General features: G+C 73.8%; 25 protein-coding genes and 1 pseudogene. 8 read left to right on the top strand and 18 right to left on the bottom strand.

The window, feature by feature from the left end; genetic code table 11:
- Nucleotide 1: 1 nt before the first annotated feature.
- On the bottom strand, nucleotides 2-1,030 hold the full coding sequence (locus UK82_RS16955) for a LysR family transcriptional regulator (protein WP_055408086.1): 1,029 nt from the start codon (nucleotides 1,028-1,030) through the stop codon (nucleotides 2-4).
- A gap of 114 nt (nucleotides 1,031-1,144) precedes the next feature.
- Here UK82_RS16955 and UK82_RS16950 point away from each other — a divergent pair, with 114 nt between their 5' ends.
- Nucleotides 1,145-1,600 carry a nuclear transport factor 2 family protein gene (locus tag UK82_RS16950; protein WP_082121606.1) on the top strand — a complete coding sequence of 152 codons (456 nt, stop codon included), beginning with the start codon at nucleotides 1,145-1,147 and terminating at the stop codon, nucleotides 1,598-1,600.
- A 111-nt stretch (nucleotides 1,601-1,711) separates the two neighbouring features.
- Here UK82_RS16950 and UK82_RS16945 read toward each other — a convergent pair whose 3' ends face one another.
- Nucleotides 1,712-2,917: a CaiB/BaiF CoA-transferase family protein gene (locus UK82_RS16945; RefSeq protein WP_055408151.1), complete on the bottom strand. Its 1,206-nt coding sequence runs from the start codon at nucleotides 2,915-2,917 to the stop codon at nucleotides 1,712-1,714.
- A 279-nt stretch (nucleotides 2,918-3,196) separates the two neighbouring features.
- Nucleotides 3,197-3,862 carry a hypothetical protein gene (locus UK82_RS16940; protein ID WP_055408084.1) on the bottom strand — a complete coding sequence of 222 codons (666 nt, stop codon included), beginning with the start codon at nucleotides 3,860-3,862 and terminating at the stop codon, nucleotides 3,197-3,199.
- A 331-nt stretch (nucleotides 3,863-4,193) separates the two neighbouring features.
- Between UK82_RS16940 and UK82_RS16935 the strand changes: the two genes are divergently transcribed.
- The 3 genes from UK82_RS16935 (at nucleotide 4,194) to UK82_RS16925 (ending at nucleotide 9,666) form a co-directional block, all read left to right on the top strand.
- On the top strand, nucleotides 4,194-6,161 hold the full coding sequence (locus UK82_RS16935) for a bifunctional diguanylate cyclase/phosphodiesterase (RefSeq protein WP_236706030.1): 1,968 nt from the start codon (nucleotides 4,194-4,196) through the stop codon (nucleotides 6,159-6,161).
- Between the two features lie 81 nt (nucleotides 6,162-6,242).
- Nucleotides 6,243-7,100: a class II glutamine amidotransferase gene (locus UK82_RS16930; protein ID WP_044883234.1), complete on the top strand. Its 858-nt coding sequence runs from the start codon at nucleotides 6,243-6,245 to the stop codon at nucleotides 7,098-7,100.
- 73 nt (nucleotides 7,101-7,173) lie between these two features.
- A complete protein-coding gene (locus tag UK82_RS16925) occupies nucleotides 7,174-9,666 on the top strand; it encodes a CaiB/BaiF CoA-transferase family protein (RefSeq protein WP_055408082.1) in 2,493 nt (830 codons plus the stop codon).
- Between the two features lie 68 nt (nucleotides 9,667-9,734).
- Here the strand turns inward: UK82_RS16925 and UK82_RS16920 are convergent, their stop codons facing one another.
- Nucleotides 9,735-10,496: a phosphatase PAP2 family protein gene (locus tag UK82_RS16920; protein WP_255354311.1), complete on the bottom strand. Its 762-nt coding sequence runs from the start codon at nucleotides 10,494-10,496 to the stop codon at nucleotides 9,735-9,737.
- 451 nt (nucleotides 10,497-10,947) lie between these two features.
- On the opposite strand from UK82_RS16920, the gene UK82_RS16915 reads away from it, so the two are divergent.
- Nucleotides 10,948-11,703: an alpha/beta fold hydrolase gene (locus UK82_RS16915; RefSeq protein WP_055408078.1), complete on the top strand. Its 756-nt coding sequence runs from the start codon at nucleotides 10,948-10,950 to the stop codon at nucleotides 11,701-11,703.
- A gap of 608 nt (nucleotides 11,704-12,311) precedes the next feature.
- Here UK82_RS16915 and UK82_RS16905 read toward each other — a convergent pair.
- The 4 genes from UK82_RS16905 to mftD all read right to left on the bottom strand — a co-directional run bounded on the left by UK82_RS16905 (nucleotide 12,312) and on the right by mftD (nucleotide 17,854).
- The gene (locus UK82_RS16905) at nucleotides 12,312-13,022 is read right to left on the bottom strand and encodes an HAD family phosphatase (protein ID WP_044883328.1); all 711 of its coding nucleotides are present in this window, start codon (nucleotides 13,020-13,022) and stop codon (nucleotides 12,312-12,314) included.
- 111 nt (nucleotides 13,023-13,133) lie between these two features.
- Nucleotides 13,134-14,567, bottom strand: a complete 1,434-nt coding sequence (locus UK82_RS16900) for a lipase (RefSeq protein WP_236706029.1) — start codon at nucleotides 14,565-14,567, stop codon at nucleotides 13,134-13,136.
- Between the two features lie 335 nt (nucleotides 14,568-14,902).
- On the bottom strand, nucleotides 14,903-16,006 hold the full coding sequence (locus UK82_RS16895; RefSeq protein WP_083507230.1) for an ABC transporter substrate-binding protein: 1,104 nt from the start codon (nucleotides 16,004-16,006) through the stop codon (nucleotides 14,903-14,905).
- 669 nt (nucleotides 16,007-16,675) lie between these two features.
- On the bottom strand, nucleotides 16,676-17,854 hold the full coding sequence (gene mftD, locus UK82_RS16890) for a pre-mycofactocin synthase MftD (protein ID WP_044883239.1): 1,179 nt from the start codon (nucleotides 17,852-17,854) through the stop codon (nucleotides 16,676-16,678).
- Between the two features lie 191 nt (nucleotides 17,855-18,045).
- On the opposite strand from mftD, the gene UK82_RS38310 reads away from it, so the two are divergent.
- Nucleotides 18,046-18,231, top strand: coding sequence for a hypothetical protein (locus UK82_RS38310; protein ID WP_044883240.1), 186 nt, complete (start codon nucleotides 18,046-18,048; stop codon nucleotides 18,229-18,231).
- Nucleotides 18,232-18,814: 583 nt separating this feature from the next.
- Here UK82_RS38310 and UK82_RS16880 read toward each other — a convergent pair.
- Nucleotides 18,815-19,528, bottom strand: coding sequence for a hypothetical protein (locus UK82_RS16880; protein WP_055408076.1), 714 nt, complete (start codon nucleotides 19,526-19,528; stop codon nucleotides 18,815-18,817).
- A 149-nt stretch (nucleotides 19,529-19,677) separates the two neighbouring features.
- Here UK82_RS16880 and UK82_RS16875 point away from each other — a divergent pair, with 149 nt between their 5' ends.
- A complete protein-coding gene (locus tag UK82_RS16875; protein ID WP_082121607.1) occupies nucleotides 19,678-20,241 on the top strand; it encodes a YceI family protein in 564 nt (187 codons plus the stop codon).
- Nucleotides 20,242-20,405: 164 nt separating this feature from the next.
- On the opposite strand, the gene UK82_RS16870 is transcribed toward UK82_RS16875, so the two are convergent.
- The 6 genes and pseudogenes from UK82_RS16870 to UK82_RS42815 form a co-directional block, all read right to left on the bottom strand.
- Complete coding sequence (locus UK82_RS16870) at nucleotides 20,406-20,765, bottom strand: helix-turn-helix domain-containing protein (RefSeq protein WP_044883241.1); 360 nt, start codon at nucleotides 20,763-20,765, stop codon at nucleotides 20,406-20,408.
- 53 nt (nucleotides 20,766-20,818) lie between these two features.
- Nucleotides 20,819-21,301 (bottom strand): annotated as a pseudogene (locus tag UK82_RS38305) (SPASM domain-containing protein); the annotation flags it as partial.
- 1 nt (nucleotide 21,302) lies between these two features.
- The coding region (gene mftC / locus UK82_RS38300) for a mycofactocin radical SAM maturase (protein ID WP_236706028.1) at nucleotides 21,303-22,090 on the bottom strand (788 nt) is incomplete at its 3' end.
- The gene (gene mftB, locus UK82_RS16860) at nucleotides 22,087-22,404 is read right to left on the bottom strand and encodes a mycofactocin biosynthesis chaperone MftB (protein WP_044883243.1); all 318 of its coding nucleotides are present in this window, start codon (nucleotides 22,402-22,404) and stop codon (nucleotides 22,087-22,089) included. The genes mftB and mftC, both read right to left, overlap by 4 nt.
- An 8-nt stretch (nucleotides 22,405-22,412) precedes the next feature.
- Entirely contained in the window at nucleotides 22,413-22,523 is a 111-nt protein-coding gene (mftA, locus tag UK82_RS16855; protein ID WP_044883333.1) for a mycofactocin precursor MftA, read from the bottom strand.
- 341 nt (nucleotides 22,524-22,864) lie between these two features.
- Entirely contained in the window at nucleotides 22,865-23,122 is a 258-nt protein-coding gene (locus UK82_RS42815) for a zinc ribbon domain-containing protein (RefSeq protein ID WP_082121608.1), read from the bottom strand.
- Nucleotides 23,123-23,695: 573 nt separating this feature from the next.
- Here UK82_RS42815 and UK82_RS16850 point away from each other — a divergent pair.
- Complete coding sequence (locus tag UK82_RS16850; protein WP_052680909.1) at nucleotides 23,696-24,400, top strand: TetR/AcrR family transcriptional regulator; 705 nt, start codon at nucleotides 23,696-23,698, stop codon at nucleotides 24,398-24,400.
- A gap of 21 nt (nucleotides 24,401-24,421) precedes the next feature.
- Here the strand turns inward: UK82_RS16850 and UK82_RS16845 are convergent, their stop codons facing one another.
- From UK82_RS16845 to UK82_RS16835, 3 genes are all read right to left on the bottom strand, one after another.
- Nucleotides 24,422-25,321: a 3-keto-5-aminohexanoate cleavage protein gene (locus UK82_RS16845; RefSeq protein ID WP_044883244.1), complete on the bottom strand. Its 900-nt coding sequence runs from the start codon at nucleotides 25,319-25,321 to the stop codon at nucleotides 24,422-24,424.
- A gap of 103 nt (nucleotides 25,322-25,424) precedes the next feature.
- Nucleotides 25,425-26,201, bottom strand: coding sequence for a polyprenyl diphosphate synthase (gene uppS, locus UK82_RS16840; protein WP_044883245.1), 777 nt, complete (start codon nucleotides 26,199-26,201; stop codon nucleotides 25,425-25,427).
- 145 nt (nucleotides 26,202-26,346) lie between these two features.
- A complete protein-coding gene (locus UK82_RS16835; protein WP_044883246.1) occupies nucleotides 26,347-26,976 on the bottom strand; it encodes a TetR/AcrR family transcriptional regulator in 630 nt (209 codons plus the stop codon).
- Between the last annotated feature and the right edge of the window lie 17 nt (nucleotides 26,977-26,993).

Below are 26,993 nucleotides of genomic sequence, written 5' to 3'. Positions count from 1 at the left end.
GTCACCATCCGTGTCGAACGACTGACCCCGCCAGCCGCGCGTGATCGGCGTCGGGAAGCCAGTCGCGGCCGGGTGCGTACTCGAGCCAGCGACGGCGGGCGGCGGTCTCGGCGAAGGCGCGCTGCAGGTCGCGGCCCGCGGCGCACGGTTCGCCCCGCCACAGCAGCGACCACGCGTACAGCGGCGTCGGGTCCACCAGCGGCACCCCTCGCAGGCCGGCGTCGGCGGGCAGCACCATCTCGGCGGGCAGCACGCAGACGTAGCGCGGGTCCGTGCGCGGACGCTCCAGCAACGGTTCCAGGCCGAGGTTGGCCGCGGCCGTCTCGGCCGCAATCCCGAACCTGCCGGCGAAGCGGCGCAGGAAATCCAGCCGGTCGAGGGGCGCCGGGCACCACAGCACGCTGCCGCGCAGGTCCGCGGGACGCACCCGCCCGCCGCCGGCCAGCGGATGGGCGGGGTGGAGGACCACGTCGAGTGGCTCCAGGCGGACGAGCCGGTGCGCGAACGACGGTGCGAGGCCCCCGCCAGCACCCGCGTGCTCGCGGGGGGTGTGATCGGTGAGGGCGTGATCGGTGATCGCGTGCACGCGACCGAAGCCGAGGTCGATCGATCCGCGGGTCAGCGCGTCGACGGCCGTGGGCAGGTCGCGGCTGGCGCCGAGTTCCATGGCGAGCGTCGGGGCGTCGTCGAGGACGGCCCGCAGGGTGCGCATCGGGCCGTAGAGGTGGCCCCACACGTCGACGCGCAGCGGACGGAGTTCCGTTCTGGCCGCGGCGACAGCACGGTCCCCGGCCCGCAGCGCCGCCCGGGCCGGCTCCAGGAACCGCCGTCCCGCGTCGGTCAGCTCCACCGCGTGCCCGGACCGGTGGAACAGCGCGACGCCGAGAGCGTCCTCCAGCCGGGCGATCCGTTTGGACAGCGCCTGCTGGGTGAGGAACAGTCGCCGGGCGGCCCGGCCGAAGTGCAGCTCCTCGGCCGCTGCCACGAAGGCCCGCGCCTGGCCCAGGTCGAGATCCACGGTCACCACCATGGCCGACCACCCTCGGTTGTCAAGGCGGACGGACGGCTGTTGGCCGGCGACGGCGACCGGGCGGCAGGCTGGCTGGCACGTCCGCGACAACGCCGTTCTCACCCGGGAGGAACGTTGACCACGAATCCCGCCAGCCCCGCGACCGGAGGCCCCGCATCCGCCGGACCGGCGAGCGACGACGCGCGGGCGGTGGTGGTCCGCTACGTGGAGGCCGTCCGCGACGGCGACGCCGCGGTGATCCGCGACAGCTTCGCCGCCGACGCCGTCTGGCACTATCCGGGCAGTCTGCCGATCTCGGGTGAGTGGCGGGGACGCGCCCGCATCGTCGACGACTTCCTCGGCGGGATGGGCAGGCGGCTGCAGAGCGGCGCGCCGCTGCTCGTCGAGCTGACCGGCATCCTCGCCGAGGGCCCGCGGGTCGTCGCCACCTGGACCTCCCGGGGCACCGCCGCCAGCGGCGCACCGTACGACAACCAGTGCCTCGGCATCTTCGAGGTCCGCGACGGTCGCATCGTCTCCGTCCGGGAGTACACCGACACCGACCACGTGGCCCGCGTCCTGTTCGCCTGACCGCCGGACGCCGCGACCGTCCCACCCGAGCACGGCCACCCACCCGAGCACGGCCACCCACCCGAGGACGGCCACCCACCCGAGGACGGCCACTCGGCCGGGTCGCGAGGCTCAGCCGAAGGCGCCCTGGGCGCGGTAGTCGTCGACGGTGGCGGCGTCGAGGCCGAGGCCGCGCAGCACCTCGGCGGTGTCGGCGCCGAGTTCGGGAGCGCGGGTGCGGGCGCGGGCGGGTTCGCCGTCGAACTGGTAGGGCGGGACGACCACCCGGAACGGCGTGCCGTTCTCGGCGGTCAGCTCGGAGAGGTACCCGTTCTCCCGGACCTGGACATGATCGTGGACCTCGGCGGGGGTCAGTGCGGGCGCCCACACCCCGGAGAACCCGGCCAGGGTTTCGCGCCACTCGTCGAGGGTGCGCTCGGCGAAGATGCCGTCGAGCACCTCGACGCAGGCACGGTTGTGGGTGAAGCGGGCGGCGGCGTCGAGGAACCGCGGGTCGGCGACGAGCTCGGGACGGTCGAGGACCAGGCACAGTTCGTCCCAGAACCGGTCGGCCTGCAGGCAGACCAGGTTGATCCAGCGGCCGTCCTTGGTCCGGTAGTAGTTGACGATCGGGTTTCCCGGGGCGCGGCGGTCGGCCCGCGGCACCTCGCCGGTGAACGGCGCGGCGGCGATGTCCGCACCCAGCGCCCACATGCCGGTGTTGAGCAGCGAGACGTCGACGACGGCGGTCTCGCCCGTCCGCTCCCGGCGGTAGAGGGCCATCGCGACGGCGCCGGCGATGGTGTTGCTGCCCTGCAGGTCGTAGAAGGCCGCCGGCTGGGCGACCGGCTCGTCGTCGGCGGCGCCGGTGAGCTTGTGCAGGGTCCCCGAGCTCGACCAGGCCGCCGCCGAGTCGTACCCGCCGGTGTTGACCATCGGGCCGCGGCTACCCCAGCCACTGCCGCGCACGTAGACCAGGCGGGGGTTCACCGCCCGCAGGTCGTCGACGTCGATGCCGAGGCGGGTGCGTAACGCCGGCAGGTAGCTGGTGAGGAACACGTCGGCGTCGGCGACGAGGCGCAGCAGCAGCTCACGGCCGGCCGAGGTGGTCAGGTCGAGGGTGACGCTGCGCTTGCCGTGGTTGGGGATCTCCAGGAACGGGTTGGGACCGCTGTCGTCCTGGTTGAGCAGGTTGCGCAGCAGGCGCTGCGGGTCGCCGGTGGGCGGCTCGACCTTGACGACGTCGGCGCCGAGGTCGGCGAGGATCGCGCCCGCGGCGGGCACGAACGTCCAACCGGCGATCTCGACGACGCTCACGCCCTCGAACGGTCTGCTCATCGTCCGCTCCTCCTCGCTGCACACCCGCTGCCTGAACCCCCAGGCCGTGAACCTAGTATGAACAGTAATCCATGTCAGCCAGATCACTCTTCTGACGGCGCGCAAACACCCGGCCACGAGTGCTGCTGGTGGTGGTGGTGTCGCGAGGTGTTCGACTTCAAGATCAAGATCTTGGCGTACTGCACCGTCAACAGTGTTGATTATCTTGTACCAGCACCAGCCCCGAGTCCGACGCCTGGTGTTCCGCGGAACCGCACCATGCCGCCCGGGCACGGCGCCCTACTCGGCGACGAGGCGTTCGATGTCCGCCGGCTGCCACGCCCCGACGGCACCGGGCCGGGTGGCGAGATACCCGGCGATCCGGCCGGGCGGCCAGCCGTGCGCCTCGCGCAGGCCGGCGGCGAGCATGGCCAGGTAGCCGGCCGACGGCACGGTGGGACGCACGTCGGCCAGCGACCACGGCGCGGTGAACGTCAGAACGGGGACGCCGGCGCGGTGGCCGACGAGCACCAGCGTCTCGTAGCGGCCTGGACCCACCCGGGCCCGGCCGGTGCGCAGCACGGCGGCCAGGTCGAGGTCGACGTCGGGGGCGCGGTGCATCTCCTGGGCGGCGACGTCGGCGAACTGGCCGGCGGTGAGCAGGTAGGCCCGGCCGGCGACCTCCCCGGGGGCCGCCGGGTCGTAGAAGGCGATGCCGCCCGTCCAGATCCGCGACTCCAGCGCGAAGTACAGGGCGCCGGGCAGCATGACCGGAACCGCCAACCGCGGCGGGCGGGGATCACGACAGCCGGGATGGCGGTGGTCGCTGCCCGGCGGGCAACCGCCGGCGAGGTAGTACGTCAGCCGGGCCCTGCGCATGTTCGAGCCGTAGCTTGCATACCAGACCAGCTCGGGCCCGGCCGATCGAGCCTGATCCGCTTGCCCGGCGGGCGCCGGTCCGCTCACCGGGCCGTCTTGCGCCCCGCCCGGGCACCGACCGCGGCGCCGTCGCCAGCGGTCCACCTCCCGCGGGCGTCCCCCCGCCGGGGCCGGCCGCGCGCACCCGGTACGCGACAACGCTTTCGCACCGTCACAGTATGCGGATCCTGTAGGTAGAAATCAGCCGGTTATGACAATTGTCAGGCACGGACGGCGACCGCACCCACGGTGGTAGGTCGGCCGGCGGAACGGACTGGCGGCCGGCCCCCCGCTCGCCCGACGCGAGGTCGACCAGGGCGTCGGCGCGTCGACGGCGGGCAGCGCCGCGCCTCAGCGCCGGCCGGGTGACGACAGGGGTGTGACCGGTCCGTTCACGACGATTCCGGCCACCGGTACCGGGTACGCCCAACGGGTGCCGCGATCCGCGTCGCTCGACGGAGGGAGGACCGCCGGACCCGCCCTGGACGTGACCGACTGTCTGTTGGAACGTCTCGACATCGGCCTGTTGGCCACCACGGCGTCCGACGGCGTGATCAGCGACGTCAACGACACCGCGAGCCGGATCCTCGGCCGCGACCGGGCCGCGCTGATCGGCTCCCGGCTGGGGGACCACCTGCTGCCCGGCGACGCCGCCCGGCTGCGGGACTACCACCACCGGCAGCTCGCCCACCTCCCACCGGACCCGGCCCACTCTGCGGTGCGCGGCCGGGCCGCGGGCGAGGCGCCGGAGCCGCCGCTGGCGGTGCGCCTGGTCCGCCCGGGCGGCTCGCTGGTGCCGGTGCTGATCGTCGCCACGGCGGTGCCCGGGGACGACGGGCCGCAGGTCGTCAGCCGGGTGCAGGACGTCACCGAGCAGGAGCAGGCGAACCGGTATCTGCGGCTCGTGCTGGACCACAGCCCGGTGTCGATGCTGCTGATCGACCAGTCGGGTCGCTCGGTGTTCGGGTTGGGCGCGCACACGGCCGAGGAGGCCGCGGGCCTCGCCGCCGCCGAGTCGGCGTCGGTGTTCGACGTGTTCGCCGATCATCCGCAGCCGATGGCCCTGCTGCGCCGGGGTCTCGCCGGTGAGCCCGGCGCGCGGATCGTCGGCGCGTTCGGCCGCTACCTCGATCTGCACGTGATGCCGATCCGCGACCCCATGGGCCAGGTCAGCCTGGTCGCGGCCATCACGATCGACATCACCGAGCGGGAAAGCGCCCGCGCCGCGCAGGCCCACCTCGCCGACCTCGCCCGCGAGGCCCTGGTCACCCTCGAGCCGGCCGTGCTGTGGCGCCGGGCGACGGCGGTGCTCGCCGAACATCTGGGGGCGACGGCGACCCTGCACGAGGTCGACGGGGATACCGGCGCGCTGGGCCTGGTGGCCACCGACGGTCCGTCGGTGTCGCGGACCGTGGCCGCCGCGATCGCCCAGCAGGCCCTGCGCGGACCCGCGGGGTCACGGTCGGCGACCGCCGGCGGCGAGTCGGCGACCGCCGGCGGCGAGGTGGACCCGCGCCAGGACGGCTGGTTCGTCCTCGCCGAGCCGATAGGTCTGCGCGGCGAACCTTCGGCGGTCCTCGCCGTCCAGCGGCCCCCGGGCGCCGCCGGGCCCCCGTACACCTCCCCCGGGACCGTCCTGCCGGCGGGGGTCGGGGCCTTCAACGACTCCGAACGCAGCTTCGTGGCGGCGGTGGCCGGCGTGCTCGGTGCGGCCGCGGCCCGCTTCGCCGCCGAGCGGGAGATCCGCTACCGCTCGCAGCACGATCTGCTCACCGGCCTGCCCAACCGGGCATCGCTGCTGGAGCGGCTGCGCAGCAGCCTGGCGGAGGACCACCGGGCGGGGGACGGCGAGGGCCGGGCGGGCGCGGGGCGCACCGGCATCGTGTTCGTCGACCTGGACAGCTTCAAGGCGGTCAACGACACCTACGGGCATCTGGCCGGCGACGCGCTCCTGCGCACGGTCGCCCGCCGGCTGCGTGCCGCGGTGCGACCGTGCGACGTCGTCGCCCGCCTCGCCGGCGACGAGTTCGCCGTGCTCTGCACGCGGATCGAGTCGGCCGACACCGTGGAGCGGGTCGCCGCGCGGGTCCTGGCCTCCCTCGCCGAGCCGGTGGCGATCGACGGCAGCACCAGCACCAGCACCATCACCATCACCGCCAGCGCCGGCGTGGCGGTCTCCGGGCCCGGCCTCACCGACCCCGACCGCCTGCTCAACGCCTCGGACATCGCGATGTACGCCGCCAAGCGCGCCGGCGCCGGGCGCTGCGTCGTCCACCAGGACTGGATGCGCCTGAGCGCGGGTCCGGCGCCCCCGTCCCTCGCACCTCCCGGGCCGCCCCCAGGGTAGGACGACGCCAGGACGGACCACGCGAGGACGGACCACGCCGGGACGGACGACGCCGGGACGGGTCAGGAAGGACGTGCGCCGATGTGCCGACTGTTCGGGCTGACCGGGGCCCCGCGACGGACCCGGGCCACGTTCTGGCTGCTCGACGCCCCGGACAGCCTCGACGAGCAGAGCCACCGCAACCCGGACGGCACGGGTCTGGGCTACTTCGACGCCGACGGCCGGGCGGAGCTGTTCCGCCAGCCGATCGCCGCCTGGGAGGACCGCCAGTTCGCCGCGCGGGCGCGCCAGGCACAGTCGACGACGTTCGTCGCCCACGTCCGGCACGCCTCCACCGGCGGGCTCGCGCCGCGCAACACCCACCCGTTCCGCCAGGACGGCCGGCTGTTCGCGCACAACGGGGTGATCGAGGGCCTCGACGTGCTGCAGGAGCATCTCGGTGCCGCCATGGCGCAGGTCGCCGGTGACACCGACTCCGAACGGCTCTTCGCCCTGATCACCCGGGAGATCCAGATCGCCGGCGGTGACGTCGCCGGCGGGATCACCGCCGCGGTGCGTTGGGTGGCCGCCACCCTGCCGGTCTACAGCATCAATCTGATCCTGATCGCGCCCGGGGACCTGTGGGCGCTGCGCTACCCGGACACCAACCGCCTGTACCTGCTGCGGCGACCCGGCGGCGGCCAGCCGCTGGACCACAGCGACGCCACAGGGGCGACGCGGGTCCACGCGGCGGAGCTGGCCAACGCGCCCGCCGTCGTCGTCGCCAGCGAGCCCATGGACGATCATCCCGGCTGGCGCTCGCTGCGCTCGGGTGAGCTCGTCCACGTCGACGCCGGCGGGCAGGTGCACTCCGTCACCATCCTGCCCGATCCCCCGGCGCACCCGCTCACCCTCGCCGACCTTCGCCCCGAGGCGGCGACCTCGCAGCAGCCCCACTGACCCGCCGCCCGGCCCGCACGCCCGATGAGATAGTGCTCTTCGATGACCTAGTGCACTATGATGCCCGTCACGGATGCCGGGTTCATCGTGGACGAGGGAGAACGGCGTGACACAGACCACCTCCGACGGCGGACAGGCCGGGCCGGCCGACCAGGGACCCCTGGCGGGGCTGCGCGTCGTCGACCTGTCGGGCAGCCTGCCCGGGGCGCTGGCGACGCTGTTCCTCGCCGACGCCGGGGCCGACGTCGTGCTGGTCGAGCCGCCCGGCGGCAGCGCGCTGCGCCGGCGGGTCGACTGGCCGGTCCTCGGCCGCGGCCGACGCAGCGTCGTGGTGGACCTGCGCGCCGACGGCGGCCGCGACGAGCTCGACGCCCTGCTCGCCGACGCCGACGTCCTGGTCACCACGTACCGGCCGGAGACGCTCGCGGCGCTGCGGCTGACCGCCGCCGACCTCGCGGCGGCCCACCCGCGGCTGGTCAGCGCGTCGATCACCGGCTTCGGGCCGGCCGGGCCGTGGCGCGACCTGCCCGGCTACGAGGGCCTGGTGCTGGCGAAGCTCGGCGTCTTCCACGTCAAGGAGGCGATCACGGCGCGGCGCGGGCCGGCGTACGTGTCGGTGCCGTTCGCCTCCTGGGGCGCGGCGCACACCGCCGTGCACGGCATCCTCGCCGCGCTGCTCGAACGCGACGCCAGCGGGCTGGGCCAGCAGGTCGCCGCCGACCTCGCCCGCGGTGTCGGCGCCCTGGACACCTGGAACTTCTACACCGAGATCGTCGGCATCCGCTGGCCCGAGGCGTTCACCGTCGTCAACGCGTTCAACGCCGCCGGGGAGGTCCAGGGGCCGCTGGTGTACCCGCTGCTGACCGCGCCGACGAAGGACGGCACCTGGCTGCAGTTCGCGCAGGTCGAGCCGCGGCTGTTCGTCGCGCTGATGCGGGAGTTAGGCCTGGGGGACGTGTTCACCGACCCGAAGTGGGCCGGCATCCCCGCCCTGCCGACGCAGGAACTGCGCACCGAGCTGTGGGAGCTGATGATCGAACGGGTCGGGCAGCGGACCCTCGCCGAATGGGAGGAGGTCTTCGCCGCCAACGGCGACATCTCCGCCGAACCGTTCCGCCGCGGCGCCGACGCGCTGGCCCACCCGCAGCTCGTCCACGAGGGCCGCCGCGTCACCGTCACCGACCCCGAGCTCGGCCCGGTCGTGCAGCCCTCCACCCTCGTCCAGGCCGACGGCCGCCCGCTGCGCGAGCTCGCGCCCGCACCCCGCCTCGGCCAGTCGGCCGCCCCGACCGCGCCCGCCGCCCCGACCGCGCCGCCGGCGGGCGGCGCGGCCGGGCACCCGCTCGCCGGGATCACCGTGCTGGACTTCGGGCTGATGTTCGCCGGGCCGTTCGCCGCGACCCTGCTCGCCGACCTCGGCGCCCGCGTCATCAAGATCGAGACACTGGACGGCGACACCATCCGCCAGGTCGCCGGCTTCCCCGAGTCCGGCGGCGCCAAGGTCATGCAGGGCAAGGAGAGCCTGTGCGTCGACCTGGCCACCGACGAGGGCCGCGCGATCGTCCACGACCTCGCGAGGCGGGCCGACGTGGTGCTGCAGGCGTTCCGGGCGGGCGCCGCCGAACGCGCCGGCGTCGACGCCGCGACGCTGCGCGCCCTCAACCCCGACCTCGTCTACGTCAACGCCCCCGGCTACGGCACCGACGGCCCCTACGGCCGCCGCCCGGCCTACGCCCCGGCGATCGGCGCGGCCAGCGGGCTGGCGCTGACCGACGCCCCCGGCGTGCAGAGCGCGGTGACCACCGTGGCGCAGAAGAAGATCGGCGCGGTGCGCTGCTTCGCCGCCACGGCCGCCGTGCCGGTGCAGGCCGACGGCATCGCCGCCCTTGGCGCCGCCTCGGCGATCCTGCTGGGCCTTGTCGCCCGCAGCCGGGGCCGAGCCACGGGCACGCTGACGACGACGATGCTCGCGACCGCGACGCACGCCATCCTCGACCAGGTCGTGGACTACCCCGGCAGGCCGGCGCCGCGGGAGGTCGACGACGATGCCTGGGGGCTGTCCGCCCTCTACCGGATCTACCCGGCCGCGCCCGGCTGGGTGTTCCTCGCCGCCCCCGCGGACAAGGAGTGGCCGCGCCTGGCCGCGGCGCTCGCCGCCCACGCCGACCTCGACGCCGACCCGAGGTTCGCGACCGCGCCGGGCCGGGCCGAGCACGACGCCGCCCTCGCCGACGTGCTGGCCAAGACGTTCGGCACCCGGCCGGCCGCCGACTGGGAACGCGACCTCACCGCCGCCGGTGTCGGCTGCGTCGAGGTCGCCGGACGCTCCCAGCAGACGATCATCCAGGTGGAACCGGCCGCGGCGGACGAGTACTGCGTGACGGTGCACAGCGACGTGTTCGACGAGCACCTGCGCCCCGGTCCCGCCACCCGCTTCTCCCGCTCCACCACCAGCCCGAAGGGCTTCACGTACGCCGGTGCGCACACCGACGCCCTCCTCACCGAACTCGGCTACGGCGCGGCCGCCATCGCCGACCTGCGCGAGCGCGGCATCGTCGGCGGCTGACCGGCACGGCCGCACCCACCGGACGGTCGCGCCACCGGACGGTCGCGCCACCGGACGGGCCGGCCGCGCTAGCGGGGCAGGGGCGTCGGGTCGGAGCCGGCGGCCGGCACGTCGCGGCGCCCCGGGCCGGCGGCGGGTGGCGGGACCGTGACGAGGGCGGGGACCGCCTCCGGGCGTCCCTGCCCGGCCTCGGCGCCGCGGCGGGCGCGGATCCGCCCGCGCAGCCGACGCAGCGCGCGGGTCAGGGCCCGACCGACCACCTCGGCGAGCACCAGCAGCACGACCGCGACGATGCCGTCGGCCCAGAAGTGGTTCGCGGTGACGACGACGACGAGGGTCGTCACGATCGGATGCAGGACGATCAGCCACCGCCACCGGCTCGGGCTGATCCGGATGACCTCGTAGGCGATGAGGAACGCCCAGCCCACGTGCACCGAGGGCAGCGCCGAGAGCTGCGCGGCGACGCCGCTGCCGAACTCGCCGTACACCGACTGGCCGAGCAGCACCGCCTCGTCGACGAAGCCGACGGAGGTCAGCATCCGCGGCGGCGCCACCGGCAGGAACATGTGGAACAGCAGCGACGAGCCGGTGAACAGCACGATCGTCGTGCGCACCGGCGGGTAGGCGCGGCGGTGGCGGGCGAACAGCCACACCAGGAACAGGTTCATCGCCGGGAAGTGCACCCAGGAGTAGAAGTCGTTCGCCGCCCGCAGCAGGGTCTCGTGGCGCAGCATGAACCGTTCGAGCGTGACCTCGCTCGGCAGGTGCAGCCACTGCTCGGCCCGCCAGATCCATTCGGCGTGTTCGATCCCGCCGGCGACCCTGGTCACCCCGAGGATGCGGGCGATCTGCCAGAGCGTGAACAGGCCGAGGATGATGCCGGCCTCCCGGGACGCGGCGGCGATCAGCTCGATGCCGCGCCGCGGCCACCACCGGTGCACCACCCGGGNCACCACGGCCAGCGCCAGCAGCGCCCCGGCCCCGACCGCGGCCTGCTGCCACAGCGGCATCGCGCGCTCCCGTCTCCATCCCCGACATCGTGGTGTGCGGCGTACGCCGCAGATGGTGTGCGCCGTGCGCCGCGGCCAGGCCGGTCGGCGATGCGGACGCCCCGGCCGTCACGTTACGACCCGTTCGCGCCGGATGCCGTCACCGGCCCGCCGGCACCCGTAAAACCCACCGGCGCCGACGGCGGGCGCCCGCCACCCCTTGTGACGCAAACGTCAGATCATCTAGGGTCGTCTCACGTTGACCGGGATGGACTGATACGGGAGGTCTGGGATGGCGGACGTCGGCATCGTGCTCGTGCACGGCGGTCAGCACGCCGGGGACTGCTGGGAACCCACCGTCGCCGAGATCGGCTTACAGGCGCCGGGTACGCCGGTCCTCGCCGTCGACCTGCCCGGCCGGCGCTCGGCGCCCGCCGACCTGGCCACGGTCACCGTCGACGACTGGATGACGAGCACGATCGCGCAGATCGACGCCGCCGGCATCGGCGAGTTCATCATCGTCGGCCATTCGATGGCCGGCCTGACCGTGCCCGGCGTCGTCGCGCGGCTGGGTCCCACGCGCGTGCGCCGGATGATCCTGCTGGGCGCGGCCGTGCCGCCACAGGGCCGCTCGATCGTCGACACGGTACCCGGCATCCTGGGCTGGGTCGCCCGCCGCAAGGCCGCGACCGGCCGTCCCGCCGCGCCGATGCCGCGGCTGCTGGCGCGCTACTCGTTCTGCAACGGCATGACCCGCGAGCAGCGGGCGTTCAACCTGTCCCGGCTCTACGGCGAGTCCACCGGGGTGACGATCGAGCCCACCGACCGCACCGACCTCGACCGCTCCGTCCCCCGCACCTGGCTGCTGACCCTGCGCGACCGCGCCCAGACGCCTGCCACCCAGCGCCGCTCCATCGAGGCGTTGGGCGGCGTCGACGAGATCGTCGACCTCGACACCGGCCACAACGCCATGATCAGCCACCCCGCCGAACTGGCCCGCCTCCTGCTCGACCGCGCCGGCCACGCCCTCCCCCACCCCACCGCCTGACCAGCCTCGCGCCCGGGGAGCGCTATCTCGTCGCCTCCGGCTGACAACGCGGTCAGGGCAGAAGGCGCCGCCCCACGGCGCCTCCCACCGCCGAGCAGCGGGGCCGGCCACGGCTCCGGACCTACTCCGTCGATCCAGGTGCCGCGGAACCGCGTCACGCTGCCAGCGTTTGGCCTTCAGCTCAGGGATCATGGTGATTCCGCGAAGACCCCTGCCGCTCCGGACTCGGCTGTTGCCCGATATCCGCCTCGTTGATCAAGGTGTTCCGCGGAACCGTGTCGCGGTCCCCGCGCCTACGCGGCTGGTGGTCTCTCTCCCACGCATCCACCCCGAACACCGACCCGTCGCCGCCACGCTCCGCGATCGCCGCCACCGCCACGAGCACGTGACACGGTCATTCAGATTCCGCGGAACCGGGTCCCGAGGTACGCGGCCGGCCAGGCCGGCCATCGGGCCGGACTGCGCCGTCGACATCGACAGCGCAGAAAACGGGTCGCCCCGGCGCCGGTGGGACGTTAGCTTCCTCGGCATGATCGACGACGATCCCACGGACCTCGTGCATCGCAGCTATGACGCGATCTCCTATCACTACCGGCGAGAGGCCGACGTCAGCCTTCCCGGGGAGCCCGACGGTCGACCAGGGCGGCGAGCCACGCGGGGGTGACATGGGCGAGGCTCGGCACGACAGCGTCGGCGGGGACGTCGGGGGGCTGCGGCGTCGAGGGGACGAGCACGGTCACGCAACCGGCGGCCAGGCCCGCCGTCGCGCCCGAGGCGCTGTCCTCCAGCACGACGCAGCGCGCCGGCGGCACGGCGAGCAGGCGGCTGGCCCGCAGGTACGGCTCGGGATCCGGCTTGCCGCGCACCACCTCGTCTCCGGCGACCGACACCTGGAAGCGGGCGGCGCCGACCGCGCCGAGCACGTGGTCCATGAGCACCCGGGCCGACGACGACACCAGCGCCAGTGGCACCCGGTGCACCGCGAGCGCGCCGAGCAGCTCGACGGCGCCGGGCCGCGCCACGATCGCCCCCGGCGCGGCGAACAGCTCGACGATGCGGCCCATGACGAACCGCGCCGCCTCGGCGAAGCGCGATCCGTCCACCCCGAGCAGCGACAGCATGAGGTGCAGCGCCGTGTCCGGGCCGCGGCCCATGAGCGCCGCCTTGATCTCGGGGGTGAACACGCCGCCGAGGTGGGCGGCGAGGTCCTCCTGCGCCCGCGTCCACAGCCGCTCGGTGTCGACGAGCAGGCCGTCCATGTCGAACAGCACCGCCGCCGGCGCCCTCCCCTCACGTAGCCCCGCTACGGCAGACGTCATCGGTCGAGCCTGGCACATCCGCGACCCCCGCAGGCCTCGATCACGCCCCCGGCGTGGCCGGCGGAGGTCCCGGCGGGCGCGGCCGGCGCACGGCCCGCCGGGGGTGCGGTCTCAGCGCGGGCCGCCGGGGGTCAGCAACCAGCGGACGACGGCCGCCGTGCCGGCGCGGTTGGAGCCAAGGTGGTCGACGCCCGCGCCGAGGTCGACGATCGGGGCGTCGACGCCGTGCCCGCGCAGCGCCGCGCGGCAGTGCTCGCTGTTCGCCCGGGGCACCTGGGTGTCCGCGCCGCCGACGTAGAGCCGCACCGGCGCGGGCAGCGACCGGGGCAGCGACCGGGGGCCCGGTGGCGTGGAGCAGGTCGCGTCGGCCACCGCCAGCGCCGCCGCGAGCCGGCCCCGCGGATGGTGGACCAGCTCGGCGCCGCGCGGGGTGAGCAGGGCGTCGATGCTCGCCGGCAGGCCGGCGACGAACTGCTGGCCGGAGTGCTCGCCATCGAACAGCGCCTCGACCGACGGGTCGCGGAAGACTTCGGCGGGCGTGTCGTAGAGGTGGTGCAGCCGGTTGAACGCGACGAGCAGGTAAACGGTGTAGCCGACGCCGTAGGGCCATTCGACCCGACCGTCCAGCAACGCCGGCAGCTCCACCGAGCGAAAGTCGTAGGCGCCGCTGACCGGCGCGAGCGCGCCGAGGCGCAGCGACGGGTCGGCGCCGGCCTGCAGCGCCGCGCCGAGGCCGGTCGCCGCCGAGGCGCCCTGCGAGAACCCCGTCACCAGGACCCGCGGGTCGACCGTGCGCCCCTGGGTGGCGACGAACGTCCGGGTGGCGCGCAGCAGGTCGAGCGACGCCGACACCTCGGACGGCACGTCCATCCACGGATGCGGGCCCGGCCCGACGCCGAGGCCGAGGTAGTCGGGGGCGGCCGCGGCGAAGCCGGCCGCCGCGTAGGTGAGCGCCGGGGCCTGCCCCCAACCGTCGGCGGCCAGGTCCGTCGCCGTCGACGGGGCGTCGGCGCGGGCGATCTCGGTGCCGTGGGTGTAGGAGACGACGCGCAGCCGGCGGTCGCCGGTGGCGGGCAGGGCCAGCAGGCCGCTGGCGGTGGTCGCCCGCCCGCGCGGGTCGATCGTGCGGTAGACCAGCCGGTAGGTGACCACGCCCGCGCGCACGACCGCCGGGTCCGCGTCGAAGCCGCTCGCGGTCAGCACCGCCCGCACCTGCGCCGCGGACAGGACCCGCAACCGCTCGGACGAGATCACCCCGCCGCGGTCCACATGTCCCGCGGTCGAGAGCGGCGATGTCGCGACGACGGTAGAGGCGACGACAGCGGCAGACGCGATGGACCCGGCAGACACGGTGGACCCGGCAGACACGGTGGCGGGAGCTGCGGTGGCGGGAGCTGCGGTGGCGGGAGCTGCGGCGCTGCCGAGGGCGCCGGCGGCCGTCAGCGCGAGGACGGCGAGCGCGGCGGCCGCCCGCCGCCTCGGGAAGCGGCCTGGCGGGATGGTCGTTTCGTCGCGGAAACGTCTGTCATGAGGACGTACGGTCATGTCGATCACGCTAGAGAGCCCAGCGCCCCGCCCCCATCCGGCCAGCGGCCGAACCCGTCGGGGGACTGCCCCCGTCCGTTTCCTGGGGATGTCCTCACGTCTCGTCGGGGTCCGGTTGGCCGTCGCCGTGCCACTGCCCGGCGGCCGGCCGCTGGCGAGGTCGGTTCTGCGGTGCGTTGCGCACGGTCTGGGCCGGTGAAACGTACGCACCGCACCGCAATGCGGTCGGCGTGCGCGGTCGGCACGGCGGAACTGTCCGGCGGGGGGCGGCGGCGCCCCCCGCCGGACCGAGGCGGCCCGCGCGACGGCCGGGGCCGGGCCGTCGCGCGGAGCCGTCAGAGGGTCGGGCCGAGCGCCTTGCCGCACAGGTTGTCCTGCGCGACGGTGAAGGCGCTGCCCGACGGGTTGACCTGCATCAGCGCGAAGCAGGTCGGCTGGCGACCTCGGGTCGCGCCGACGTTGGTCGGTTGGATGAGGCCGCTGGCGTCGTAGTGGGTCAGGGTGCGCATCCCGGCGAGGAAGGACTGCCGGGTGGGGCAGGGTCCCGCGGCCTGCAACCCGCGCAGGAGCAGGTCGGTGTCGATGTAGCCGATCAGGCCGAACTCCTGCTCGGGGTCGTCGGTCTGCGGCGAGTAGCGCGCCATCACGTCGAGGTAGTGCGTGATCGGGGCGCCCCCGGCCTCGAACGGCCGGTAGAACACCGGGACCAGCACCCCGGCCAGGTCGGGGCCGTGGTGGCGCAGCAGGCTGTGGTCGTAGCCGGTCATCGACAGCACCACCTTCGGGCTCCCCCCGGCCTCGCGGATCGCGCGCAGCACCGGCGGCAGGGCCGGGGGGGTGAGCATGGTGACGATGGTGTCCGCGCCGGAGTCGACGATCTGGCGGGCGACGTCGGTCACGCTGTCCGCGTCGGGGGTGTAGGCGTGGCTGCCGACGACCTGCACGCCGAGGGCCTGCAGGCTCTGCCCGACCCGCAGGGTCGCGCCGGAGACCCCCGCGGACATCGCGCTGTACAGCAGGAAGGCGGACGTGCCGCCGCGGTCGTGGACGAAGCGGCCGTAGGTGTCGATCGGCGCGCCGAGGGTGTTGGAGAACGAGAACATGTTCCCGTATCGCGTCCAGACGTCCTCGGCGGCGAGGCCCACCGTGGGGATCCCCCGATCAGCGAGGTACTTCGCGCTGCCGGTGGCGGCGACGGTGAACTCCAGCAGGCCGAACACGCCGCGCTGGTCGATCAGCTCCCGGGCGCCGTTGCTGTTCCCCTCGACGGTGCCGGCGTCGTCGCGCCATTCGTAGACGACTTTCCGTCCCTGTATCCCGCCGGCGGCGTTGACCTCGCCGAGGCGGGCGTCGACGCCGGCCCGCAGCGCCGGAAACGCGCCGGCGAGCAGGCCCGAGTCGGGGTAGAGCAGGCCGACTCGAACCTCGTCGGGCGTCACCCCCGGCGCCGCCCTGCCCCCGGTGCAGGACGCCGCCGAGGAGGTTGCCCCGGAGCATCCGGTCCCGACGACCAGACCCAGCAGGATCGTCGACATTCCCAGCTTCGCCGGCAGGCTCAGCTTCGCCGGCAGGCTCAGCTTCGCCGGCAGGCTCAGTTTCGCCGGCAGGATCAGTTTCACGGCACAGCGGCGCATTCGAAGGTGACCCCCATGCTGACGCGGCGCACCGCCACCACAAACGGCTCCGCAAAACGGTTCGGAATCATTCAGCCAGAATGGTCGCTGCGGTCGGGCGGCATTGGCGCGGCATCATCGGCAGTGCGCTCCGCCGCCGGGGGGCCGTCCGATCCGGACCGGAGAAGACGCCCACCGAACGCGTTGACCTGTCCAGACTGCCCGGCACGTCTCGGTCGGGCCGCCACCGGCCGGAACCGAATGCGGTTTCCGGTCGGTGAAACGACAGTACTAAGCCATCCAGCACCAGGGGTCACATTGCGATGACGACACGGCATGGCACGATGGTGCACGGTACCGGGCCCCCAAAGCAATATGCAAGAGAAACGCGGTTCGGGGTGCAACAAGAAGTTGCACCCCGAACCGCGTCACCGGTAATCAGTTTCCAGTTTGTATCCGGAGGGTTTCTCTACCCGTCCGGTCGACCGTGGACGGTCAGACTTTCTGGTCGATCGCGAAGCCGGCCGGGATGAGGATGTCCTCGGGCGACAGTTCGTGAACCGACGCATGGCCGAGTCCCAGCAGCGTCTCGCTCACGCCCTGCCGGAGGATCTCCAGCACGTTCGTCACCCCGCGCTCGCCGCCGGCGGCCATGCCGAACAGGGCGGCCCGGCCGATCAGCACCGCGCGGGCGCCGAGCGCGAGCGCCTTGACGACGTCGCTGCCACGGCGGATCCCACCGTCGAGCAGCACCTCCACCTGGTCACCCACCGCGTCGACGACGCCGGGCAGGCAGCGGATCGACGCCGGGGTGGAGTCGAGGTTGTTGCCGCCGTGGTTGGACACCGAGATCGCGCTCGCGCCGACGTCCACCGCGTGGCGGGCGTCGTCCGGCCGGGTGATCCCCTTGATCATGAAGGGGCCGCCCCACTGCTCGCGCAGCCAGGCCAGGTCCGACCAGGTCGGCGGGGGCGTGCCGATCCACTGGCCGTAGGCGCCGAAGAAGGTCGGCGGCGTCGCCTCCCGCGGACCGAGGTTCGGCACGCCGAGGTCGGGCAGCGACCGGCTGCGCAGCCAGCGGGCGAGGTACCCCGGGCGCACGGCGACCTGCGGGGCGTAGCGGGCCATCGCCTTGAGGTCCAGCTTCTCCGGGATGAACGGGCTGCCCCAGTCCCGCCGCGAGTCGAACACCCAGTCCAGCGTCACGATCAGGCCCTTGGCGCCCGCCGCCCGGGCCCGCTCGGCGCGGGCGAGGATCTCCTCGCGCGCCCCCACCCAGTAGGTCTGGAACAGCAGCTTGTCGTTGACCGCGCCGACCTCCTCCACCGGCTTGGAGGCGAACGAGGACAGGCTCATCGCCGTGCCCGCGCCGGCGGCGGCCCGGGCGACGGCGACCTCGCCGTCGGGATGCACCGCCTGCACCCCGGTCGGCGAGATGAGCACCGGGAAGCTGATCTGCTGCCCCATCACCGTCGTCGACAGGTCGCGGGTCGCCGGCAGGTCGGCGACCCGGGGCCGGATCTTCAGCTCACCGAACGCGTCGACGTTGTCGTTCATCGTCACGCCGGCCTCGGTCCCGGCGACGAGCGCCTGGTACACCCCCCGCGGCAGCCGCTTACGCGCCCTGCGCTGGGCCTCGGCGACCGTTTCGAACCATGTTCTTGTGCTGGCCATCGCACTCCCACCTCGTCGTGTCCGCCCGCCACCGACCGACGATCGACGGGCCCGGATGCCTCGCCCGGCCGGGCACCGGCCGCACGTGACAGAACATCGGCCGGCAGGGTCGGGCACGATTTGGCACCGAGTGCCACTATAGCGATGCCGGTGACGGTACGCACCGGTCGCCGGGGCGGATAATCCGAGGTGTGCGCCGGCCGTTCGCCCACGAGTTCGTCCTGGTCCTGGCGCCCGGCGGCGACGAGCGCGCGCCCGGCGCGGCGATCACGGCGGCACTGTGCGGGCGCTGGGAGCATCCGCCGCCCTGCCCGCAGGCCACCTGCCCGGCGAGCCCGCCGCCGCTGCGATACCGCGCACGCGGTGGCGGCTCGTGACAAGCCGGCCCTGCGAGGTCCGCCCGGACGAGGCCGAGCGTGCCCGCCGCCTCACCGCCGGCTGACCGCCGCGGACCCGGCGGCCGAGGGCGCCCGGTTCCGCGGAACACCATGATCATCGAGAGTCGCACTCGGGCCGAGCGTTCCCGCGCCCAACCGATCACGCACAGATGTGAAGATCGGTCCGCGGCAGTCCGGCCGCGTGGCGGTCAGCAGATGCTGGAGGTTGATCCCCGTTCGCCCGGCCCAAACCGTCATCACCCTCCGCGCCCTGAGCGACCGAGACCTGAGCGACCGAGACCTGAGTGGTCCGTCGCCGGGGTCCGATCGGGCGACGGGGCGGGGTCACCTCGGCGCTCGATGTGCCACGGGCCACCAGATCCTTCGCATCTGAAGACAGGGACAGCGGACGGACACCTGGCGTCACGAGAGNGATGCGGAACCACTCGCCTGGAGGCGTCTGGAGGGCCCCGTATCAGTGTGGCGAGCACGAGACCGCGCCACGCGCCCGAGCCCCGACGCGACTCGACTCGACGATCAAGGTGTTCCACGGAACCGTGTGGACGGCGAGCCGCGAGGGCGGTCAGGCGGAGGCGTGGCGGCGGGCCTGGCGGAACAGGTCGACGACGGCGTCGACGGATCCGACCTCGGTCCAGGTGCGGGCGGCGCCGAACGAGGCGTTCCAGAAGCCGGCGGGCAGGTTCGGCGGCGGCAGCGGCGGGCCGACGTAGGCGTAGGGCGCCGCGACCGCCTCGTCTCCCGGCGACACCCCGTAGTTGATCTGCCCGGCGCGGATCGCGACGTCGAAATGCTCCGGCCACAGCGTGGGCGGGCTCGGCGCGTCGGCGGGGATCTCGGCCGACCAGCGGCGCAGCGCCGCGTCGCCCAGGGCGTACCAGTCGGCGAGGCGGCGGGCGGCGGCGGGGTCGATGTCCAGCGGCTCGTCGGGGTGGCAGGGGGTGCTCAGCCGGTAGACCGCCGCCGGGCCGCCCGGGTCGATGCCGGCCAGGCGCGCCGCCTCGCGCAGCGTCGTCAGCGGACCCCGCGCCGTCTCGGTGTCCCCGTCGCGCACGACCAGGTCGGTGCCGACCACGGCCACGGTGCGCCCGCCGGGGCCGAACGGGGGCGTGGCGAACCCGCCGGGGGTGACGGCCAGACCGAGGTGGCCGCTCGCCCGGTGGCGCGCCGCCGCGAGGACGTGCTCGGCGACGGCGTGCAGCGCGCGGCGGGTCCGGGCGAGGCCGTCGACGCCGGCGCCGGGATCGGGCGACGGCGGGGGCCCTGGTTCGGTGCTCATGCCGCCGACCCTCTCGCGCGTCGGCGTCGGGCGCCAGGCCGGTCCTGGCCCGGCCCCCCGGTGACTTGCATTTCGTTAGCCACTATCGTTTCGTACGCCCACCGTTGCAGCCGCAACGGTGTCCCGGCCTGACCGCCCCTGGAGGTCCCGTGACCGCCCCCTCGTCCGAGCTCGCACCGCTGCCGCTCGTCCCCGGAACCTGGACGCTCGACACGGCGCACTCCGCCATCAGCTTCCAGATCCGCCACCTCGGCGTCACCAACGTCCGCGGCCGCTTCGACACGTTCTCGGCGACCCTCGCCGTCGGCGAGACGCTCCAGTCGGTCGCCGTCGAGGCCTCGATCGACCTGGCCTCGATCAACACCAACCAGGCCGACCGGGACGCGCACCTGCGTTCCACCGACTTCTTCGACCTGGCCGCGCACCCGGCGATGACCTTCGTGTCGAGCTCCATCTCCGGCAGCGGCGAGGAGTACGAGCTGACCGGCGACCTGAGCATCAACGGCGTGACCAAGCCGGTGACGTTCGCGGTGGAGTTCTACGGCGTCGACACCCACCCGGCCGACGGCCGCGTCCGCTCCGGGTTCTCGGCGACCGGCGAGATCAAGCGCAGCGACTACGGCATCAACTTCAACATGCCGCTCGGCGCCGGCAAGCTCGCCCTGGCCGACAAGGTGAAGATCGAGCTCGACCTGCAGTTCATCGCCCCCTGACCCTCCGCACAACCTCACCGCATACACGCTCTGGCGCCGGGGAGGCCGGGACGTCCCGGCTCGCCCCGGCGTTCGCGCGCCGGTGTCGCGCCGTCCCCCGTCACACCGTCCCCCGTCACACCGTCTGCCGCGCGCAGGCATTCCGCGACCAGGCGTCGTGGCGTTCAGTCGCAGCCGGAGGCCGCCGCCCGCGGGTCGGCGGGGACGAGATGCTCCTGCGCCCACAGCTCCAGGGCGTGCAGCGCCGGGCGCAGCGCCTCGCCGCAGGAGGTCAGCCGGTAGCGGGTGGCCAGCGGCGGCCCGCCGAGGACCTCCCGCTCGACCAGCCCGGCCTGGGACAGCTCGGCCAGGCGCCCGGACAGCATCCGCTCGCTCACCCCGGGCACCAGCTTCGCGATCTCGGAAAAGCGGGCCGGGCCGGCCAGCAGCGTGCCGATGATCAATCCGCTCCACCGCTTGCCCAGCAGGGCGAAGACGGGGGTGAGCGCCTGGCAGCTCACCCCGTCCGGCGGCATCGGGACCATGCGGTCATGCTAACGAGCCCGGCCCCGACGACCACCCGTTCGGTTGATCCCCGTCAACGCGCGACCGCGGCAGCCGGCGCGACCGCGGTAGCCGGGTCGAAGCCGGCGAGCGGGTCCTCCTGGCAGGCGCTGACCGGGGGCAGGGCCGGGGACAGCACGCTCGGTGCGCGGCCGATCGTCACCGGCACCGGACCGCTGCCGCGGCGCTTTGATGCCGTGGCGATCGAGCGGGAGTGGTCGACCGACGGCTTCGGCGGGGCGGTGTCGCCGCGGGCGAGCAGCGCGTCGACGCCGTGGCCGACCACGCACTCCGGGTCGGGGCCGTCGAGCGGCAGGCCGGTGAAGAACTTCGCCGCCATGCAACCGCCCTGGCAGGCGTCGAAGTGCCCGCAGGACGCGCACGCCCCGGCGGACTGCGGCTCGCGCAGCGCCGCGAACAGCTCCGAGGTCCGCCACACCCCGGTGAAGCCGCCGGTGTCGCGCACGTTGCCGGCGAGGAACTCGTCGTGGATGGCGAACGGGCAGGCGTAGACGTCNCCGACCGGGTCGATCAGGCAGACCACCCGGCCGGCACCGCACAGGTTCAGCCCCGGCAGCGCCTGGCCGTAGGCGGACAGGTGGAAGAAGGAGTCGCCGGTCAGCACGTTCTCGCCGGCGGCGACGAGCCAGTCGTAGAGCTCGCGCTGCTGGGCGGCGGTCGGGTGCAGCTCGTCCCACACGTCGGCGCCGCGCCCGGACGGACGCAGCCGGGTCAGCCGGAGCTGGGCGCCGTAGCGGTCCGCCAGCGCGGCGAAGGCGTCGAGCTGGCCGACGTTCTGGCGGGTGACGACGACGGACAGCTTGAACCCGCGGAAACCCGCCTCGGCCAGGTTCGCCATCGCGCGCACCGCGGTGTCGTACGAGCCGGGGCCGCGCACCGCGTCGTTGACCTCGGCGGTCGCGCCGTCGAGGGAGATCTGCACGTCGACGTAGTCGCTGGCGGCGAGCCGGGTGGCGACCTCGGGAGTGATCCGCACACCGTTGGTGGAGAACTTCACGCCGACGTGGTGGGCGGTGGCGTAGTCGACCAGCTCCCAGAAGTCGGCGCGCACGGTCGGTTCACCGCCGCCGATGTTGACGTAGAAGACCTGCATGCGCTCCAGCTCGTCGATGACCGCGCGGCACTCGGCGGTCGTCAGCTCGCGGGGGTCGCGCCGTCCGGAGCTGGACAGGCAGTGCCGGCAGGCCAGGTTGCAGGCGTAGGTGAGCTCCCACGTCAGACAGATGGGGGCGGCAAGTCCGCGGGCGAAGTGGTCGACGAGACGCGCCGGGGCGGCGGTGGTCACGGGGTGCTCCCCTCGACGATCATGGAGGACGCGGCGAGGGTCGCCAGCGCCCGCTGGTAGCGGCCGAGATCCGCGGTGGGCAGCCCGACGGCGGCCGCCGCGGCCCGCGCGCTGGTATGCGCCGGCAGGGCCTCCACCAGCGCGAGCAGCCCCGGCTCCTTGAGGAACGACAGCTTGCGGGTGCCGAAGTGGTAGAGCAGCGCCCCGAACGACTCCGGCCGCACGGACACCTGGGGATGCAGGCGCCAGGCCCGGTCCAGGTCGAACGCGGCGGCGGCCGGCGAGAGGCCGGCCGCGCCGCGCTCATCCGTCACGTCGGCGCTCAGTAGACGCCGCACATGCCGTCGATGGAGACCTCCTCGACGAGCAGGTCCGCCACGACCGGCTCCGCGGGCGCCTCGACGGCCTGGTCGACCTGCACTGACTCCTCCATGAGCACTCCTCATCGTGAGAGCTGACCGGGTCCGGAACCGGTGTCGCATGGTCCCGCCGCGGAGACGACTGTAATGGCACCGAGTGCCAAAGGGAAGATGTCGGAGCGGAACGGGCAGGTCAGGCAGGTCAGGCAGGTCGGGTAGGTCGGGTAGGTCGGGTAGGTCGGGTAGCTGGGGCCGGTCGGGCAGGTGGGGGGCCGGTCAGGGCAACGGGACCGTCAGGCCGGCGGGGGCGACGCGGGGCGCCGGCCGAGGGCCGGGGCGACGGTGTGCGCCACGTCGCGCAGAATCTGCTCTTGACTTCCTCCTCCTCGTGCACGAGGGGGATTCCCGGTGGCGGTCATGCCACCTTCCCGGGTGGTTGACGCTTCACCGTCCCCGGCAACCCGGAGATCTCCACGTCCATGGACGACAGTCCAGCCGCCCTGATGTTCGGACTTGCGTTGGTGGTATCCGCGTTCCCCGACCAGCCACACGACGTGCACAGGAATGTTTCCTGGTCGGGGCGGGACACCCGGTCGACGACCCCGCAGACGTGGCAGCGCTGCGACGTGTACGGCGCCGGGACCTGAACGCGGCGGACGGGCCAACCCCGCATAGCAGCGTTTCCACGCGGTCTGATGCCGCTTCAACACCTGCTGGCCTGCCTGCACGGGCAGCGCGGAAAGCCACGCGAAGCCTTCCGGTGGATTCCTCCGCGCTTCCCTCATCTGCCGATCGACCTCGGCCATGGCGAGCATGGGACGGCGATGCTCCCGGCACGTCGTGTGCCATGCGTGCAGCAGATTCCACCACCCCCGCGCCGCATGACCCTGCCCGTCCAGTTTCCCTGCCCGTCCAGTTTCCCTGCCTGACCCGAATCCGGGTACAGACGGGCGACATGAACCGACCGGGGCACGGCTGTAATTCCACCCGAATACACGGCGATTCACCTCCCGGCTGAAGGCGGAAGCCCTCTCACCGCGAAGCCTGGCAGAGACAGCCACGGGCCCCGGAGGCCTGTCAACGGCTCGAACGTCGCACAGTCCGCCGCCGCGGGCCGCGGCCCGTCCTGGCCTGCGGCGCGGCTTGTTACCGTCGCTGCCTACCAGGCAGCGTCGCCGCGCATCGGGCGAGGACGACCCCGAACGACGACGACCCCGAACTACGACGACGACGATGAGGTGGGCGGATGAGCCGGCAACACACCAGCGCCGATGCGCGGATGCCGGCCCGAACGGCCCGTGAGGTGGTCGAGGCGAAGGAACAGGCGATGCTGGCCGCCTCCCGGGCCATCGTCGAGCTCTTCATCGAGCGCGGCACGAACGCCTTCACCATCCGCGAGCTCGCCTCGCACGCGGGCGTCTCGGAGCGTTCCTTCTACCGTTACTTCCCGCGCAAGGAGGACGTCGTGCGGCCCTTCCTGGCAGCGGGAGCCGAGCGGATCGCCGCCGAGCTGGCCGGGCGGCCGCCCGACGAACCGCTACCGACCTCGCTGGTGCGCGTCTGGGCCGGTTCCTGGGCGGCCACCCACGTGGAACAGCTTCGGAAGCTGTACCGGATTCTGCGGGAGTCGGAGGGCTTCCGGGCCCAGTGGTTTCAGATCATGGCCGACAGCGAGCGGTTGTGGGCGGGTGCCATCGCGGCGCGGCTGGGCATCGACCCGCGCTCCCACCAGGCCGCGCTGGCCGGTGCGGTGGTCTCGGCCGCCGCGCGGCTGTCGACGGTGGAGTACGGCGAGGCGGGCGATGGCGAGGCGGGCGATGGCGAGGCGGGCGGCGGCGAGGCGGGCGGCGGCGAGGCGGGCGGCGGCGAGGCGCCCGCCGAGTTGTTCGCCGCCGCCCTGGCGATGCTGGGGCCCACCCTGTTCACCGCCCCCGACCCGCGACCGCGCTGAGAGCACTGGGCGGCCGGGCGGTCAGGCCGCCACGGCCCGCTCGCCCCGCAGGACGGCCTTCGCCGCGGCGCCGGTCGCCACGGGACGACCGACGTCGGCGGCGAGCGCGGTCGCGGCCTCGACAGTCTCGCGGTTGGTCATGGCGTTGAGGGCGGCCATGTCCTCGATGCCGACCCGGAGATGACCGCCGCGTTCCAGGGCGTAGCGGGCCAGCTCGGAGTCGAGCAGCACGCCGCCCTGGATGCTGACGACCCACGGCAGTGCGCATCCGTCCATCATCGACAGGTACATGTCGAGGGACTGCCGGGTGGGGGGCAGTCCGAACCCGGCGGTGGGCGCGCCGTTGATCAGGTACCGGCCGCCGAAGTACAGCTTGATGACGGAGCCGGCCGGGAACATGCCCCTGGCCGCGTAGGCGAGGGTCCAGCGCAGGTTGCTCGGGTCGTAGATGCCGATGCTCAGCGCGGCGCCGGTGCGGCGGGCGAACGCGACGACCTCGTGCGCGGACGCGTAGTCGGCCCCGGCCTGCCGGTGGCGCGACGGCAGGCCGTCGTCGTCGAGCACGGCGAACTGCGTCAGCCCCGGGTCCAGCGCCGCCATGGTGAGCAGGCCGGCGTCGGCCAGCGGCTGGAGATGGGCGTTCTTCTCCGCCATGACCTTCTCGCCGCGCAGGTAGTCGTTGTAGAGGAAGGCGTCCGGGTAGGTGTCGAGCACCTCGCGCTGAATGCGCAGGACCTGGGCGACGGCCTCGTCGCGGGCCAGGCGGAAGTTGTGGTGATGGTGGATGATGCCGGCCCCGGCGGCCAGGGACTCCCGAGCCTGGGCGATGAGTTCCTCGGTGGTCTGAAGCTGTCGCCCGTCGCGCAGCGGGGAGATTGCCGCCTCGATGACGACCGGATCCGGACGGGGTACAGGACTCATGGCTGCACTCCTTCGGTTCGCGAAGGATGGTGACGCTAGCAGCGTCTGGCAGTTTCTGCCATACCCGGCTCGCCGCGGCCGACCGCCGGCACGGCCGGTCGGCTCAGGCGCCGTGCCGGCGCCCGCGGGCGGCGAAGCTGCGCAGGGCGCGCAGGAAGTCGATCTCGCGGAACGCGGGCCAGTAGGCCTCGCAGAAGTACAGCTCCGAGTAGGCGCTCTGCCAGAGCAGGAAGTTCGACATCCGCTGCTCGCCGGAGGTCCGGATCACCAGGTCCGGGTCGGGCTGCCCGGCGGTGTAGAGGTGGCGGGCGATGTCGTCCATGGTCAGCGAGGCGGCGGCGTCGGCGAGGGAGTCACCGGCCTCGGCGCGTTCGTACAGGTGCTCACGCAGCGCCTCGATGACCTCCTGCCGCCCGCCGTAGCCGACGGCGAGGGTGACGTGGAAGCCGGTCGTGCAGGCACGGGTCGTCTCGACCGCGTCCTTGAGCACTCGCGCGGTGCTGTCGGGCAGCGCGTCGAGCATGCCCGCGAGGTGGACCTGCCAGCGGGCGTCGGGCCGGGCGAGCCGGTCACTGACCACCTGCTCGATGACCTGCATGAGGAAGGCGACCTCGGCGTCGCCGCGGCGCTGCAGGTTCTCGGTCGAGCAGACGAACACGGTGACGTGGCGGATGCCGACGGCCTCGCACCAGGACAGCACGTCCTCGGCATGCTCGGCGCCGTAGCGGTGGCCCAGGCTGGGGTTGGCCAGGCCCATCTCGCGGGCCCAGCGGCGGTTGCCGTCCATGACCAGCCCGACGTGGGCCGGCAGCGGGCCGGCCATGACCTGCCGGCGCAGCCGCCGGGTGTAGAGCGCGTAGAGAAGAGGACCCGGTGTCATCGTTACCTTCCCCTACAGCCGACGCCCGCGCTCGGCACGGGTCGACTCCCGGCTGGTACCGACCGGGATGGTGACGATACCCGTCCAAGGTGACCATCGTTTGGGGCGGGCCCGTGACCTGGGGGTGATCAGCCCTGCGTGCCGGTCAGCCCCGCGTCCCGGGCGCCGCCGGGAGGAACCTGCGTACGACGTCGTCCACCACCGCGGCGAAGGGCCGGTCCAGCCGCCCGCGCGCCCGCATCTCCAGGTAGCGCACGACGACGGCGTGGATCGCGAGGGCGTCCCACTCCGGCTCCGCGGCGGGCAGGCTGCCGTCGGTGCGCCCGGCGGCGAGGACCTCCGCGAGGATGCCCCGGTGCTCGGCGTAGATGTCCTCCAGGGCCTCGGCGATGCCGACGACGAGACCGACCTCCGGGGTCATGAACGTCCGCCCGTCCCGGCTGGCGCGTTCGTCCCAGCCGATCGCGAGCAGCTCCTCGATCCATGCCACGACGGCGGCCCGGGCGTCGCCGGCCTGGCGCACCACCGCGCGCAGGCTGTCGCGCACCCCGGCGGCGGCCTCCCGCTGCATGGTCAGGATCAGCGCGTCCTTGGACGGGAAGTGCCGGTAGAAGGTGCGCCTGTTCACCCCGGCGCCGCGCAGGATGTCCTCCAGCGGCGTCGTCGCGCGCCCCTCCCGGCCGATCAGCCGGTGCGCGGCGCGGATGATCGCCCGACGCTCCCGCTCGGCGCGGTCCGGGTCGTCGGCGGCAAGCCGCAGCGACGTCTCAGCCACTGGGGCCCATCCCGCCG

It is taken from the genome of Frankia sp. ACN1ag, from assembly GCF_001414035.1.
Taxonomy (GTDB): Bacteria; Actinomycetota; Actinomycetes; order Frankiales; family Frankiaceae; genus Frankia; species Frankia torreyi.
This window is presented reverse-complemented; position numbering and strand designations above follow the sequence as displayed.

Excerpts from the sequence above, each read along its gene's own strand:
- UK82_RS42815 (WP_082121608.1), bottom strand. The coding sequence starts at position 23,122 with ATGCGGGGTTGGCCCGTCCGCCGCGTTCAGGTCCCGGCGCCGTACACG.
- UK82_RS16845 (WP_044883244.1), bottom strand. The coding sequence starts at position 25,321 with ATGAGTCCTGTACCCCGTCCGGATCCGGTCGTCATCGAGGCGGCAATC.
- UK82_RS16955 (WP_055408086.1), bottom strand. The coding sequence starts at position 1,030 with ATGGTGGTGACCGTGGATCTCGACCTGGGCCAGGCGCGGGCCTTCGTG.
- UK82_RS16870 (WP_044883241.1), bottom strand. The coding sequence starts at position 20,765 with ATGGTCCCGATGCCGCCGGACGGGGTGAGCTGCCAGGCGCTCACCCCC.
- UK82_RS16915 (WP_055408078.1), top strand. The coding sequence starts at position 10,948 with ATGGCGGACGTCGGCATCGTGCTCGTGCACGGCGGTCAGCACGCCGGG.
- UK82_RS16925 (WP_055408082.1), top strand. The coding sequence starts at position 7,174 with ATGCCGGGTTCATCGTGGACGAGGGAGAACGGCGTGACACAGACCACC.
- UK82_RS16945 (WP_055408151.1), bottom strand. The coding sequence starts at position 2,917 with ATGAGCAGACCGTTCGAGGGCGTGAGCGTCGTCGAGATCGCCGGTTGG.
- mftA (WP_044883333.1), bottom strand. The coding sequence starts at position 22,523 with ATGGAGGAGTCAGTGCAGGTCGACCAGGCCGTCGAGGCGCCCGCGGAG.
- UK82_RS16850 (WP_052680909.1), top strand. The coding sequence starts at position 23,696 with ATGAGCCGGCAACACACCAGCGCCGATGCGCGGATGCCGGCCCGAACG.
- UK82_RS16900 (WP_236706029.1), bottom strand. The coding sequence starts at position 14,567 with ATGACCGTACGTCCTCATGACAGACGTTTCCGCGACGAAACGACCATC.
- UK82_RS16880 (WP_055408076.1), bottom strand. The coding sequence starts at position 19,528 with ATGAGCACCGAACCAGGGCCCCCGCCGTCGCCCGATCCCGGCGCCGGC.
- uppS (WP_044883245.1), bottom strand. The coding sequence starts at position 26,201 with ATGACACCGGGTCCTCTTCTCTACGCGCTCTACACCCGGCGGCTGCGC.
- UK82_RS16905 (WP_044883328.1), bottom strand. The coding sequence starts at position 13,022 with ATGACGTCTGCCGTAGCGGGGCTACGTGAGGGGAGGGCGCCGGCGGCG.
- mftD (WP_044883239.1), bottom strand. The coding sequence starts at position 17,854 with ATGGCCAGCACAAGAACATGGTTCGAAACGGTCGCCGAGGCCCAGCGC.
- UK82_RS16930 (WP_044883234.1), top strand. The coding sequence starts at position 6,243 with ATGTGCCGACTGTTCGGGCTGACCGGGGCCCCGCGACGGACCCGGGCC.